The organism is Vibrio pelagius, from assembly GCF_024347575.1.
Classification (GTDB): domain Bacteria; phylum Pseudomonadota; class Gammaproteobacteria; order Enterobacterales; family Vibrionaceae; genus Vibrio; species Vibrio pelagius.
This window is the reverse complement of sequence record NZ_AP025503.1, coordinates 1,778,959-1,792,226: the sequence shown is the minus strand read 5'-3', so window position 1 is coordinate 1,792,226 and position 13,268 is coordinate 1,778,959. Positions and strand designations below refer to the sequence as shown.

The window sequence follows — 13,268 nt, the reverse complement described above, 5'->3', positions numbered from 1 at the left end:
AATCATGAACCATCAAAAATCTACGCATTTAATTCTTGGTGGAGCACGCTCAGGAAAGTCGAGCTTCGCTGAAAAACAAGCCATTGAGAAATCTAGCAACGAAGGGCTTCAACTGCACTACATAGCAACTGCAACCAGTTTTGATGCAGAGATGGAGGCTCGTATTCTTCATCACCAACAACGACGCGATGCACGTTGGCAAGAACATGAAGTACCACTTGAGCTTGCAAAAACACTGCGTGATTTAAATGCATCAGATGTGGTTTTGGTAGATTGCTTAACACTTTGGCTCAACAATGTGATTTTTCAGCTTGGTGAGCAAGCGACGAACGCGCAAGTCGAAAGTTGGATAGAAGAGTTAGTCGATGCCGTTGAAGCGAGTCCTGCAACTATCATTTTGGTTTCGAATGAAGTGGGGCTTGGTGTTGTTCCTATGGGGCAAGTGTCTCGTTTATTTGTAGACAATGCTGGCAGAATGAACCAAGCCTTAGCGAAAGTGGTGAAGCGGGTCACTTTCATTGCAGCAGGGTTACCTATGGTTCTAAAAAACGAAGGCTAACGGGCTCATATTGAACAAGATACGTACCAAACATATTTACCTCGTTCGTCATGGCAAAGTACTTGGAGAGGCTGCACTCAATGGCAAGACAGACGTGCTCGTTGACGCGTCACTCCAAGATGAGATTTGCGCAGCAATAACAGCACTTTCGATTAAATTTGATGCAGTAGCAACATCACCACTGCGCCGTTGTTATGATTTGGCAGAGAGAGCGGCGCAAGCCAAATCAATACCTTTGCAGAGCATCGACGAGCTGCAAGAGATGAATTTCGGTGATGTAGATGGCGTGCCTTTCGACCTTCTAAGCGGGCAATGGGAGAGTTTAGAGTCGTTCTGGCAAGATCCAGCAAATAACCAACTTGCTGGAGCGGAAAGTTTACAGGCATTCCATCAACGAGTAATTCAAGGTTGGTCGCAACTTATTAGTTACACCAATGACAATACATTATTGGTTACGCATGGTGGCGTCATTCGAATGATTTTGGCGCACTGTTTGGATATTGATTGGAAGAAGCCAACGCTTTACTCCAACCTTGCCATTGGCAATGCGTCTCTGACACACATTCAAATCACACAAACAGACAATAACTATATCAGTGTGAAGGTGATAGGGCAGCCATTATTGACGCCTTAAGCACCAGCCAGTGAGAGCTGGTTTTTTAATATACCAATTTATCGATGTAACATCGCACAGAATAAGGACAGAACTCATGACAACGCCAAGTTGGGATTTGAGCATTGCATATCGTGGATTAGACGATTCAAAAATTGATCAAGATATTGAATTGATCGAGCAGTGTATCGAACTGCTTTATCTTCATGTTGAAAAGCGCGATACCGTGATCGCGATGCAGAATGCGATTCAAACCTCAGAAGCGGCAGGCACGCTGCTAGGAACCATTCATACCTTCGCAAATTGCCATGCGTCAGTGGATGCCACGCATACCGAAGCGAAGCAGCTTTTGGGTCGAGTGGCAAAACTCAACTCTGAAATGTCTCAAGCTTTTAGTCCATATGAAGACACTTTAATTCACGCTGACGTGGAATTTATTACAAAAGTACTAGACCATGCCAGCCCAGATGTCGCAGGCCAAGGCTTTGCTATCGAGAGTTCTCGTAAGCTCGCGGCAACTCGTTTAAGCGTTGCTGAAGAGCAACTGCTTGCGGCAATGGAAGTTGATGGTCGTGATGCGTGGGGTCGTTTATACGACAACTTAACGGGTTCATTAAAACTGTCTCTGCAGCTCGAAGGCGAAGAGGAAGTGCTTGGCTTCTCACAAGCAGCAAGCCTTCTTTATGGCAGCGAGTTTGAAAAACAAGAACCTGCTTGGCGCGCTGTTCAACAAGCAATGGCGACGCATCAAGAATCGTTCGCTTCCATTCTTAACGCATTGGCAGGCTGGCGCTTAACTGAAAACAAAAAACGCTCCAAGATCTGTGATGTGCACTTCTTAGCGCCAAGTCTGCATGGCAGCCGTATTGTACCTGAAACACTCGACACCATGATGGCGACGGCAAAAGCTAATCGTTCGGTAGGCCAAAAAGCGGGATTGCTGATGGCGAAAGTACATGGTTTGGATGAGATGAAACCGTGGAATCATCTTGCTGCGATGCCACCGCTTGGTGATGCACAATCTAAGGTTTACCCATTTGATGAAGCGATCGATGTCATCAAAACGGCTTTTGCTGAAGTGAATCCAGAAATGGCACAGTTTGTTGATCTTATGGTTGAAAACGGTTGGATTGATGCAGCGCCAGCGCCAAACAAACGCTTGGGAGCTTACTGCACTAAATTCGCCGCGACACGTTCGCCACTGGTCTTCATGACTTGGAGTGGCAGTCGTTCTGATCTGATGACGCTTGCTCATGAGCTTGGTCATGCCTTCCATAACTGGGTTATGCGTGACATGCCACTGTGTCAAACTCGTTACCCGATGACGTTGGCGGAAACTGCTTCAATCTTTGCGGAAAACATTGTTCGTGACTACTTGCTAAAACAAGCAGAAACGCGTGATGAGAAGCTAGAAATGCTGTGGGAAGAGCTCTCTTCATCCTTGGTATTGATGATCAATATTCCAGTACGATTTGAGTTTGAAAAAGCGTTCTATGAACAGCGTGAAAAAGGCGAGCTTACCGCTAAGCAGCTGTGTGATTTAATGGAGAAAACATGGAAAGCGTGGTACGGCGACGCCATGAGTGAGGCTGATCCATACTTTTGGGCAAGTAAACTGCACTTTAGTATCTCGCAAGTCAGTTTCTACAACTATCCATACCTGTTCGGTTACCTATTCAGTAAGGGCGTATATGCACAGCGTGAAGTGAAAGGTGAACACTTTTACAGTGACTACGTTGCTCTTCTTAGAGATACAGGCAGCATGATGGCTGAAGATGTGGTGGCGAAGCACTTAGGTATGGATCTCACTGAAGCGGAATTCTGGCAACAGAGTATCGATATGGTCTCTGCCCAAATCGACGAATTTGAAAGACTGCTCAATCAGGAAAATTAATTGGTCTTAATAGGTTCATACTCAATAAGAGCTGTGGTAGTTTACACGGCTCTTATCTGATTGATATAGCTTAAAAACCTCGCAAGGTTTGATTCTCCCTGCTGTGAACAGGGCCAATACAACGATTTATGGGCAGTATTTGTGAGTGACAACGGAGTTTCTGTTGATAAGTGCGATCCTAGCAACACAATTTCTTTGTACAATTTATTAACATACGGCCGTGCAATTAAGGAGTAGCGCATGACGAAATCTCTCTTTCGCCAATCATTTCTTTTGGACAGCCTAGATCTTGAACAAGAAGTGCTTGCAGGACAAACCGTACTAGGTAATGGAGTACAGCTAAAAGTTCATCAACGTGGTGTCTTTGAAGTGATTCCAGCGGATTACGATCAACAGACCAAGAACATCATTTTTTCAACCGGCGTTCATGGTGATGAAACCGCACCAATGGAATTGGTTGATAAGATTATTGAAGACATTGAAACAGGTTTCCAATCAGTAAAAGCTCGCTGTTTGTTTATTATCGCTCACCCAGAAGCGACTAATGCTCATACCCGTTTTCTTGATGTAAACATGAACCGTCTTTTTGACGATAAAGCGTATGAAGTAAACCGCGAAAGCAAGATTGCGAAGCAATTAAAACACTTAGTTACTGAGTTTTATAGAGATACTCAACCTGAGACGCGCTGGCATTTAGACCTTCACTGTGCAATTCGTCTATCGAAGCACTATTCATTTGCCGTGAGTCCTAAAGTTCGTCATCCCGTTCGAAGTAAAGAACTCATTGATTTTATTAATAGTGGGCACGTAGAGGCTTTGTTACTCTCGAACTCTCCAACCAGTACATTCAGCTGGTACAGTGCGGAGAACTTTGGTGCACAAGCACTAACTATGGAGCTTGGGCAGGTTGCACGCATTGGTGAGAACCAACTTGAAAGGCTAACGGCATTTGATTTGGCGATGCGCAATCTTATCGCTGAAACAGAACCAGAGCATCTTCCAAAGAAAACCATTACTTATCGTGTCAGCCGTACTATCGTTCGTCTGCATGAAGATTTTGATTTTATGTTCTCGGATTCTGTCGAGAACTTCACCGCATTTAAACATGGTGAAGTGTTTGGCCATGACGGTGATAAACCGCTGATGGCTAAAAATGAGAACGAAGCGGTGGTGTTCCCCAATCGCAATATTGCTATTGGACAACGTGCTGCGCTGATGGTGTGTGAAGTGGAAACGCGATTTGATCATGGCCAACTGGTCTACGATTAATCAACACCAGTAATTCATCTCAAACGATTGATATCACAAGGTTCGCACGTTATGGCGAACCTTGTGTTTATTTGGGGATACAGGTAAGGTTACGCCAACTTAGTTAAAGTAGCTTGATATGGATTTCCAACACCTTATTCAACAAAAACAGCGACGCTGGACTCGTGCCATCTATCTAATGCTTACAGCGTTGATTGTTCTTAGCGGCCTCTATTTAATGGTCGGCGACCTTTTTATCTCTCCGTTGAATGCACTCTCTCCACTTGAAGAAAAGTTACTTGTCGATTTACGACTTCCACGCTTGCTTGCTGCGATTGCAATAGGGGCTGCGCTCGCTGTCTCTGGTGCAAGCTTACAAGTCTTGTTAGGAAATGTGTTAGCCGAGCCCGGTGTACTCGGAATTTCCGGTGGCGCCAGCCTCGCAATGGTCGTTGTTCTGTTTTTCTTACCCTTCGCTCCAACGCCCGAACTGTTTATGATCGCAGCCGTGATTGGCTCGCTCTGTTTTACACTCCTGCTGGTGGGCATGGTGAGAGCGATGCGTTTGACCACAGCAAAACTCTTGTTGATTGGCGTTGCTCTCGGCATTTTGTCTGGGGCGATGGTCACTTGGGCATTCTATTTTAGTGATGACCTAAGCCTTCGCCAATTGATGTACTGGCTGATGGGCAGTTTAGGCGGTGTCGCTTGGTATCAACATACACTGACTCTAGTTATGATTCCCGTCATCACCTGGCTGTGTTTGCAGGGCAGCAAGCTTGATAAATTGATGATTGGGGAAGTGCACGCTGCTCAATTAGGGATTAACGTTCCAGCGCTGCGTTGGCGTTTGATTTTCGCCGTCTCAATACTTGTCGGTTGTGCTGTTGCTCTTGGAGGGGTGATCAGCTTTGTGGGCTTAGTAGTGCCACATCTATTGCGCTTGGCAATCGGTACTGATAACCGATATCTGCTGCCATTGTCTGCGGTATCAGGCGCAGCACTGTTGGTGTTTGCCGATATCTGCGCTCGTACACTGCTGGATTCTGCTGAACTGCCGCTGGGTGTTATGACAACCACGATTGGCGCGCCAATCTTTATTTGGATGTTGGTGAAAAATCATGATTCAAATTAAAAGTCTAAGCGTAGGCTCAAGGTTATTGCCACTCTCATTCAACCTGAAACCGGGGCAGGTTGCTCATGTTATCGGGCCAAACGGCAGCGGCAAGAGTACCTTGCTCGAGGCGATCTCCGGTATTGGAGAGGGTTATGCTGGTGAAGTGATGTGGGCTGATAGAACCCTCTCGAGTTTTTCATTGCAAGACCTCTCTCTACAGCGTGCTTATCTAAGTCAGAGCGCGCGACCAGCATTTAATCTTGAGGTGTTCCAGTTTCTTGCTTTGTCATTGCCAAGCTCAGTCAATCTAAACAGCGCAATCGTGTCAGAGGTTCTGACAGAGGTTAGCGAGATGCTCGAGATAAGCGATAAGCTGCACCGTTCAATACAGACCCTTTCTGGTGGGGAGTGGCAACGTGTGCGTTTGGCGGGTATGTGTCTGCAAATTTGGCCGTCGTTAAATCCCTATTCAAAGTTACTGATTTTGGACGAACCTGCTGCACCGCTGGACATCGGTCAAGAAGCTTTACTCTACAAGCTGATAGACCATGTTGCTAAGCAGGGGATCTCAGTCTTGATGGCGAACCATGATTTGAATCGTACCTTAAGACATGCCGACCAAGTACTTCTGCTTGATAAAGGAGTGTTGCAAATCGTTGGCTCAGCTGAAAAAGTGATGGTTCCAGAACGGCTTGAGCAGGTCTTTAATACTCGAATTAAAAGTATTACGGTAGACGACGCCACCTATCTACTTTTTGAATAAATGATTCACAGCCTGAGTCTTAGGTACGTGTAGTCGTGTCTTCCCGGAGCCTCGATTGAGGGCTAAACCTGACCACTAATGGCTTGTCGCCTTAAGTCGAAATATTATTTAGCTTCTTTTACTATGTAACTTGTTAATTTCATTATTTTTTTCTGCTCTGTTGTTATTTAACGCTGTTTTGTTACTGTGAAAGGAACAGGAATTAGAGTGATACAACAACATGAACTAAGAAGGAAATGAAATGGAAATACAAGTAAGACGCACAGAACCGAGTGATGCCAGAAGTGTTAAAGAGATCTATGAGTGCCCAAACGCGTTTCGCGGTACCTTACAGCTCCCACACCCTTCGCTCGATCTCTGGGAGAAGCGTCTCACCCATGTTCCAGAGCATGTCTATTCTTACGTCGCGCTGTATCAAGGTGAAGTGATTGGCAATCTTGGTTTAGAGGTTTGTGTTAACCCAAGACGTCGACACGTTGCCTCGTTGGGTATGGGTGTTAAAGATAGCTTTACGGGCAAAGGTGTGGGTAGTGCGTTATTGCAGACTGCGGTCGACCTTTGTGATAACTGGATCAATATTAAGCGTCTTGAACTGACGGTTTACACAGACAACGAGCAGGCCATCAACCTCTATAAGAAGTTTGGTTTTCAGATTGAAGGGGAGTCTGCGGCGTTTGCATTTCGTGATGGCGAATATGTGGCGGCTTACCACATGGCGAGAATCCAACCAAGCTAACTTAGTCAGCCACCTTGGTCTGTAGAAATCAACAAAAAGCGCCTCAGAATTTGAGACGCTTTTTTAATCCCACGTATGAGGAGCTTTTTAATTCCCGCATAAGAAGATGGTTTTAAACCGTTAGCGGCGCAAGATCTGCTGGGCGGTAGTAAACCGACTTAAGCACTTTTCCTTGGCGAATGGTTTTCTCTTCTGACACGAAATCTTCTGCACATTTCGCGATGATGTAATCACCTTTCTGTACAGCCATCAGTTTGATGTTTTGCTTGGCGTAGAACGCTTCAGTTTCTGCGTACTCTTTCTCGTTGCGGCACACTTTGCTCATGTTGCTTGAGTGTACTTCGTCCCAGCATGGTAGGAAGTCGATAGCGCGATTCTTCGCAACATTAAGCAACAAGTCAATTAGGTAGCTGATCGCTAAGTTGTCTTCAACTTTGTCTTGCCCCATGTGGACTAAACGCCCCATCAGCACATAGACGCTGTCGACAATTGCGTCGGCTTGCTCAATTTTTGAATCGGCTTCTGCAAGTTCAGTCAGCTCTTCGATCGCTAAAGAGGTGTGAAGAGTGTCACCTTTGTCGTCCATAGTTTCTGGTGCAGCAACAGGAAGATCAAAAGTGCTACGGAACTCTTTGATGTCGCGGTACAGGTGATCGAAGATGGTTTGGTTTAGTTGAGAAAGGGTCATATTCCTATCCATTTGTCTTTGGTAGGTGAGCATTTTAGCAAAGCTCGAAGTTTGGCGCTATTCACAAGATAAGCGGTCGGAAATGAATTCTTTGTGCCAACGTCTGTGATTGAGATTGGTCTGTGATTGAGATTGATCGCTGATGAGTGTCTGTATCTCTCTAAAAAAATGGGCGGGACACAATTTTTGGCCTGCCCATATAGGATGACTTCACAGAAAGTTTGTACTAGCTAGCACCAAACAAATAAGGGAAGAGTTTGCGTCGTTCTTCGGGCGTCAAAGATTCCACACGAGCGATATTGGTATCTGGAATCGCTTCTGGGTTCGGGTAGTGCTTCAGCACTTTTTCCATGCTCTCTTCGCGAATCAAGTGATAAACAGGATAAGGTGAACGGTTGGTCAGGTTCTCATCGTCTTCTGGATCTGCGCCACCGAAGCAGTAATCAGGGTGAAACGTCGCCACTTGGTAGATGCCTTCCCAATCTTGCTGCTTAATAAGCGCCTCGATCCAATCGATAAACATGTTGTAGTCAAAGAAATCTTGAAGCATGTTTGGAACAACAACCAGCGTTGTCTCCAGCTCCTGAGGCGACGTGTTATCGAGTTCCACAAAGTGCGCCATAATGTCTTCCAACAACATCTCTTCAGTTGTTGCTTCACTAACGAAGATCTTAATCTGCTTGTTACGCTGTGGTTTGGCTGCAAAAGGACATAGGTTTAGTCCAATTACAACATCATTTAGCCATTGTTGAACTTGGTCGTGAATAACCTGAAGATCGTTCGAGGGTGGGTTTGACATGACTTGCTCCGAATAATTTTTGCGTAGCATAACAAAATCGGTCGTAATCAAAACCCTAATTTGCGGTTACCGAGATAATCCGCTGTTTCAAATGCTCAATGGAGTGCTTGTCAGGCTTGAGCTTGAGTCATCGCAGGTTTGGTTGCGCGATGATGGTGCAGTTGATAGAGCCAGATGAAGATCAAGCCGTATAACAACGAACCTCCCGCCATAACACCGTTCCAACCAAAATGTTGCCAGCAATACAGCAGCAAGAATCCGCCTAGACTACCACCAATATAGTAGTGAACGAGGTAAAGTGCGGTTGCCGTCGCTTTTGCCTTTGTCGCCTTTTGACTCACCCAAGCGTAAGCCAGCGTATGGGCAAAGAAAGCGCCAAAACTTATCAGCAGTAAACCTACAATCATGAACGGAATCTGTTCGAGCGCTGAAACAAGCATACCAAGTAAACTGATACTTACACCAAGGGCAATTCCTTTGAGTGGGTCAAACTTTTGTGTCCAGCGGCTGGAAAATTTAGAGCTAAAGGTGCCTGCTAAATAACACAGAAAGATCAGTGATGCTAAGCTGACCGCAAGTGAGTGAGGAGCCGCAACAAGCCTAAAGCCCATTACAGAATATAAGTTGACGAATAGGGCAAAGTTAGCACCACCAATTAGCATTGCTGTCCAAAGTGTAGGGTTTTTAAGGTGGGTGATCACCGCGCGGTTGTGGTGAAAGAACAGCCCTTTCTGTGGTTTAAATCCATGTTGGTTAGGCAGCTTCCAAGAGATGTAAACAGCACCGATAAAGGAACCTACAACAAAGAATATAACGGCAGCATGCCAATCAAAGTAATCAGTAATGAGTCCACCTAAAACACGACCAAAAATCCCTCCTAAAGAGTTGGCTGCGATGTAACCGCCAATAGCGATGGCGAATGCTTTTGGTGTTAGCTCTTCAACCATGTACGCAACGGCAACGCCAGCAAAGGCAGCAACCGCAACTCCCATGATTGCTCGAGCCGCAACCAGTTGCCACAGAGTGGATGTAAATAGCATGGAAGTGCCAACAAGCGGGATTAAAAACAAACTCAGGAGAATGATAGGTTTCCGGCCAAAGCTCTCAGATGCGATTGCCCACGGGACGAGGCTGAGTGATAAACCCAATGTGGTAGCCGCAAACAACCAGTTTACTTGGGTCTCGCTAACTGAAAATACTTCAGCCATATGCGGAAGAATGGGTTGAAACACATAGAGGTTACAAAAAATAATAAACGAGCCAATCGCCAATGAACGGGTGATGTTTTTGTATTGTGGCGTGCCTGCGTCAAACATGAAGTGAGCCTTGTGTTATTTATTTACTGACTTGTGAACAAAGTAACAACTCATCAAGGATAAAAGAAATATATTAAACATATAACCTCAATATATTTTTTATATCACCATGCTTGAATCCAAATCACTCCGTCACTTCTTAGCGGTTGCCGATTCTGGCAACTTTACGCAAGCCGCCAAGTCGCTTCACATTGCACAACCTGCCCTAAGTATTTCGATAAAAAAGCTTGAACAAGCCCTTGAACTCACGCTATTCCGACGCGGGGATAAGAAGGTGAGTTTAACGGAGGAAGGGAAGGTGCTTTATGAGCACGCCAAACGCATCGGACAGCAGTTTGAAGATGCGCAACTAGCGATGAATGAGCTCAAGGGCTTGGAAAAAGGGGAGGTGCGGTTAGGTGCTCCAAGCATGATGGGAAGCTACTTTTTTCCAAGAGTCGTTATGGCGTTTAAAAGCCGGTACCCAAACCTCAAGATCACTCTGATAGATGCTGGTACTGCATCAATTAGAGAAATGCTCCTTAATGGCGATCTCGATATCGGTGTGATAAATCATGAGAAGGTGCCCGAAGATTTAGAAACAGACCACCTGCTAGCTTCAGAAATGTTGGCTGTTGTCGGTAAAGATCACCCATTCGCGACACAAAAAAGCCTGACCTTTGAGCAGTTCTTTGAGCAAGACTTGATCATGTTTAAATCGGGATACTTTCATCGGGATTTTATAGACCAAATGTGTGTTAAGCATAATCTTGACATGAGTATTGCCTTTGAAACGAATCTATTACCTATGATTCTGTCAATTGTAAAACAGGAATTTGCAATAACCGCTTTATTAAGTTTGGTGACAGAGTATGAATCGGATGTTGTGGGTATTCCATTTAGTGAACCAGTCAAGCTCAATTTATCGTTAGCTTGGCGAAAAGAAGGATATTTATCGAAAGCAGATAGAACATTCATTGAATTCGTTAAGCAGTATGTTTAGGAGATGGTGAGCGTCAATAAATAGTCGCTATCGCCACTTTACAAAAGTGAGTGTCTTGAGAGTAATGATCATAAAACTCTGTCTTTCTGAGTATTATTGGCTAAAGGTCACATTATTAGTGTGGTCAATACTCGCGATTTTATCGAGTAACTCTTGATTTTTTACGATTAAATGTAAATTAATTTTACTTTAAATAATGGTTACGTATAATTCAGATTATTGACGGTTTCCCATTCTGATATTATGAAATGTAAATGTAAAGAACAGCAAGTTGTAAGAGTACACAGAAATTTATTTGATAAAATTCTGGGGATCAAAGCGAAATACAAATGCGTTAAATGTAATGCTGTCTTTAAAATTAAAGGTTGATTTCATCGTACCATTTTTATATTTATTTTTGTTACGGGTATAAATAAACCCGCATTATACGGGCTTAATTTATAGCGTAATTTAGACCGACTGAGTATTAGTTGTAGTTGGCGTTATACATCTTGTCGAAGTTTTTCTGATTCCATCCCACCATAATTTGATCACCAATTTTAAGTACTGGTATTGAGCGAGCACCCATTGCTTGTAGCTCTTTGCGGCCACGCTGCATTTTTGCGTTGGTCAGGCGGTAGGTGATGTTCTTTGAATCTAGGTAGCGTTGAGCATCTTTGCAATGAGGACATTTATCCGCTACGTACAATACAACACGTTTCATTTCGGTTCTCTCTTAATGGTTCTAAGCAAAGTGTATCGAATCTAAGGTGATTAGAAAAGTGTGATCAGTTACACTATACCGCTTTGGTTTGTGCCCTCTCTTAAGAGCTCATTTAAGGTGTAGCTTAATGCATCCATCACTACGTTACATTCAAGGTTACCCGCAACACATTATTGATCCTGTGACTCAAATGGTTGAGTCCGGTCGATTGGTGAAATGGTTCGAGTCGCGCTATCCGGAAAACCATACCATCAAGAGCGAGAAAGCGCTGTTTGATTATGCGATAGCGATCAAAAACCGTTACATGAAGAAAACGCCACCAATCAGTAAAGTGGTGTACGACAGTAAAATCCACCTCATCAACAACGCATTGGGTCTGCATTCATATGTGGCTAAGAACCATGGCGGTAAAATCAAATCTAAGAACGAAATTCGTATCGCCAGCGTGTTTAAGAATGCACCAGAGCCACTTTTAAGAATGCTCGTGATTCATGAACTCGCTCATATCAAAGAGAAAGAGCACGATAAAGCCTTTTATCAGCTATGTTGTCATATGGAGCCTGAGTATCACCAGTTAGAATTGGATGCTCGTCTGTTTATGATCTATTTAGACCTAAAGAAATAAATGATGAATCAAAAATCTAAACGCAATTTTGCCTCGAAAAGTCGAAATGATAGAAAAAATACATCAGCTAAGATGTCTAAGGGGCAAAAGCCTGTTTCGTCAAAGAAAGGCTCTACGTCTAGCAAGCAAAGCAAAGTTATAAAGAGATCTGGTCAAACTACGGTAAAGAAACCACAGGTCAAAAGCGGCTTGCATCCACGAAATCAACACCGAGGGCGGTATGACTTTAGTGCTTTGGTGAAAGCTCTGCCTGAACTACAAGACCACTTGGTGAAAAATCCTGTTGGTGATTCAACGATTAACTTTTCTGATCCACTCTCTGTAAAGTTATTAAATAAAGCTTTGCTAGCCCACCACTATGGTGTTCAACACTGGGATATTCCTGCGGGGTACTTGTGTCCACCGATCCCGGGGCGAGCTGATTACATTCATCGAGTTGCCGACCTACTTAATAGTGAGAGTCAGGGTAAGCCGTATTCACATGACAAGGTTAAAGCCCTTGATATTGGCGTAGGAGCAAACTGTATCTACCCAATCATTGGAACGACTGAGTACGGGTGGCGTTACAACGCAAGTGACGTGGACCCTGTCTCAGTGAAAGCGGCAAACTTCATTGCTGAAAGTAACCGCAACTTGAAAGATAAGATTCATTGTCGATTACAACACGATTCGGCTGCCTTCTTTAAAGGGATCATTAAGGATAATGAACGTTACGATGTCACAACGTGTAACCCACCATTCCACAGTTCTCTAGAAGAAGCACAGAAAGGGACTCAGCGAAAATTAGATAACCTTGCAGCGAATCGTGCAAAAAAGCAGGGCAAATTCGATAAAAAGGTTTCGCGTCCGAGTGCAATGGCGAATAAGCAAAGTAAACCGGATCTTAACTTTGGCGGTCAAAAAGCGGAGCTATGGTGTCCTGGCGGTGAAGCTAAATTCGTCACTGGTTTAGCCAAGGAGAGCTTGGAGTTTGCTATGCAAGTTCTATGGTTCACCACTTTGATTTCTAAGAAAGAAAACGTCTCCGTATTAAAGGATCAACTGGCTAAGCTTAATGCGAAAGAGGTTAAAGTTGTTGAGATGGCGCAAGGACAAAAAATCAGTCGTTTTGTCGCCTGGAGCTTTATGGATAAGCCGCAGCGTCAGACTTGGATTTCACTGAAGTAACTCGCTGAACTCATTGAATAGTAGGTTATGTTTTAGCTGTAGCTGATTGAAGGATTAA

General features: G+C 44.2%; 13 protein-coding genes and 1 pseudogene. 10 read left to right on the top strand and 4 right to left on the bottom strand.

Going from position 1 to position 13,268, the window contains the following annotated elements; all coding sequences use genetic code 11:
• Positions 1–4 precede the first annotated feature (4 nt).
• From cobU to vsple_RS07650, 7 genes are all read left to right on the top strand, one after another.
• Positions 5–559 carry a bifunctional adenosylcobinamide kinase/adenosylcobinamide-phosphate guanylyltransferase gene (gene cobU / locus vsple_RS07680; protein ID WP_261881635.1) on the top strand — a complete coding sequence of 185 codons (555 nt, stop codon included), beginning with the start codon at positions 5–7 and terminating at the stop codon, positions 557–559.
• Positions 560–569: 10 nt separating this feature from the next.
• Positions 570–1,193 carry a histidine phosphatase family protein gene (locus vsple_RS07675; protein ID WP_261881634.1) on the top strand — a complete coding sequence of 208 codons (624 nt, stop codon included), beginning with the start codon at positions 570–572 and terminating at the stop codon, positions 1,191–1,193.
• Between the two features lie 76 nt (positions 1,194–1,269).
• Positions 1,270–3,066, top strand: a complete 1,797-nt coding sequence (locus vsple_RS07670) for a M3 family oligoendopeptidase (RefSeq protein ID WP_261881633.1) — start codon at positions 1,270–1,272, stop codon at positions 3,064–3,066.
• 240 nt (positions 3,067–3,306) lie between these two features.
• The gene (locus tag vsple_RS07665) at positions 3,307–4,335 is read left to right on the top strand and encodes a succinylglutamate desuccinylase (protein ID WP_261881632.1); all 1,029 of its coding nucleotides are present in this window, start codon (positions 3,307–3,309) and stop codon (positions 4,333–4,335) included.
• Between the two features lie 118 nt (positions 4,336–4,453).
• Positions 4,454–5,449, top strand: coding sequence for a vitamin B12 ABC transporter permease BtuC (btuC, locus tag vsple_RS07660; RefSeq protein ID WP_261881631.1), 996 nt, complete (start codon positions 4,454–4,456; stop codon positions 5,447–5,449).
• The gene (gene btuD / locus vsple_RS07655) at positions 5,436–6,194 is read left to right on the top strand and encodes a vitamin B12 ABC transporter ATP-binding protein BtuD (protein WP_261881630.1); all 759 of its coding nucleotides are present in this window, start codon (positions 5,436–5,438) and stop codon (positions 6,192–6,194) included. Before btuC ends, btuD begins: the two co-directional genes overlap by 14 nt.
• A gap of 241 nt (positions 6,195–6,435) precedes the next feature.
• Positions 6,436–6,930 (top strand): GNAT family N-acetyltransferase, encoded by a 495-nt coding sequence (locus vsple_RS07650; RefSeq protein ID WP_261881629.1) that lies wholly within the window; start codon positions 6,436–6,438, stop codon positions 6,928–6,930.
• Positions 6,931–7,042: 112 nt separating this feature from the next.
• On the opposite strand, the gene vsple_RS07645 is transcribed toward vsple_RS07650, so the two are convergent.
• The 3 genes from vsple_RS07645 to vsple_RS07635 all read right to left on the bottom strand — a co-directional run bounded on the left by vsple_RS07645 (position 7,043) and on the right by vsple_RS07635 (position 9,733).
• Positions 7,043–7,618, bottom strand: a complete 576-nt coding sequence (locus vsple_RS07645; protein WP_255230635.1) for a nucleoside triphosphate pyrophosphohydrolase family protein — start codon at positions 7,616–7,618, stop codon at positions 7,043–7,045.
• 226 nt (positions 7,619–7,844) lie between these two features.
• Positions 7,845–8,417 (bottom strand): DUF1415 domain-containing protein, encoded by a 573-nt coding sequence (locus vsple_RS07640; RefSeq protein WP_261881628.1) that lies wholly within the window; start codon positions 8,415–8,417, stop codon positions 7,845–7,847.
• 110 nt (positions 8,418–8,527) lie between these two features.
• Positions 8,528–9,733 (bottom strand): MFS transporter, encoded by a 1,206-nt coding sequence (locus vsple_RS07635; RefSeq protein ID WP_261881627.1) that lies wholly within the window; start codon positions 9,731–9,733, stop codon positions 8,528–8,530.
• A gap of 109 nt (positions 9,734–9,842) precedes the next feature.
• Between vsple_RS07635 and vsple_RS07630 the strand changes: the two genes are divergently transcribed.
• Complete coding sequence (locus vsple_RS07630) at positions 9,843–10,715, top strand: LysR family transcriptional regulator (RefSeq protein WP_261881626.1); 873 nt, start codon at positions 9,843–9,845, stop codon at positions 10,713–10,715.
• Between the two features lie 466 nt (positions 10,716–11,181).
• Here vsple_RS07630 and vsple_RS07625 read toward each other — a convergent pair whose 3' ends face one another.
• The gene (locus vsple_RS07625; RefSeq protein WP_032549688.1) at positions 11,182–11,418 is read right to left on the bottom strand and encodes a glutaredoxin family protein; all 237 of its coding nucleotides are present in this window, start codon (positions 11,416–11,418) and stop codon (positions 11,182–11,184) included.
• A gap of 127 nt (positions 11,419–11,545) precedes the next feature.
• Here vsple_RS07625 and vsple_RS07620 point away from each other — a divergent pair, with 127 nt between their 5' ends.
• Positions 11,546–12,043 (top strand): YgjP-like metallopeptidase domain-containing protein, encoded by a 498-nt coding sequence (locus vsple_RS07620; RefSeq protein ID WP_255230639.1) that lies wholly within the window; start codon positions 11,546–11,548, stop codon positions 12,041–12,043.
• Positions 12,044–12,049: 6 nt separating this feature from the next.
• Positions 12,050–13,210, top strand: a pseudogene (gene rlmF, locus vsple_RS07615) (23S rRNA (adenine(1618)-N(6))-methyltransferase RlmF); the annotation flags it as partial.
• Positions 13,211–13,268 lie beyond the last annotated feature (58 nt).

Coding starts and splice junctions, on each gene's coding strand:
- vsple_RS07645 (WP_255230635.1), bottom strand. CDS start 7,618: ATGACCCTTTCTCAACTAAACCAAACCATCTTCGATCACCTGTACCGC.
- vsple_RS07670 (WP_261881633.1), top strand. CDS start 1,270: ATGACAACGCCAAGTTGGGATTTGAGCATTGCATATCGTGGATTAGAC.
- vsple_RS07665 (WP_261881632.1), top strand. CDS start 3,307: ATGACGAAATCTCTCTTTCGCCAATCATTTCTTTTGGACAGCCTAGAT.
- btuD (WP_261881630.1), top strand. CDS start 5,436: ATGATTCAAATTAAAAGTCTAAGCGTAGGCTCAAGGTTATTGCCACTC.
- vsple_RS07630 (WP_261881626.1), top strand. CDS start 9,843: ATGCTTGAATCCAAATCACTCCGTCACTTCTTAGCGGTTGCCGATTCT.
- btuC (WP_261881631.1), top strand. CDS start 4,454: ATGGATTTCCAACACCTTATTCAACAAAAACAGCGACGCTGGACTCGT.
- vsple_RS07620 (WP_255230639.1), top strand. CDS start 11,546: ATGCATCCATCACTACGTTACATTCAAGGTTACCCGCAACACATTATT.
- vsple_RS07625 (WP_032549688.1), bottom strand. CDS start 11,418: ATGAAACGTGTTGTATTGTACGTAGCGGATAAATGTCCTCATTGCAAA.
- vsple_RS07635 (WP_261881627.1), bottom strand. CDS start 9,733: ATGTTTGACGCAGGCACGCCACAATACAAAAACATCACCCGTTCATTG.
- cobU (WP_261881635.1), top strand. CDS start 5: ATGAACCATCAAAAATCTACGCATTTAATTCTTGGTGGAGCACGCTCA.
- vsple_RS07640 (WP_261881628.1), bottom strand. CDS start 8,417: ATGTCAAACCCACCCTCGAACGATCTTCAGGTTATTCACGACCAAGTT.
- vsple_RS07650 (WP_261881629.1), top strand. CDS start 6,436: ATGGAAATACAAGTAAGACGCACAGAACCGAGTGATGCCAGAAGTGTT.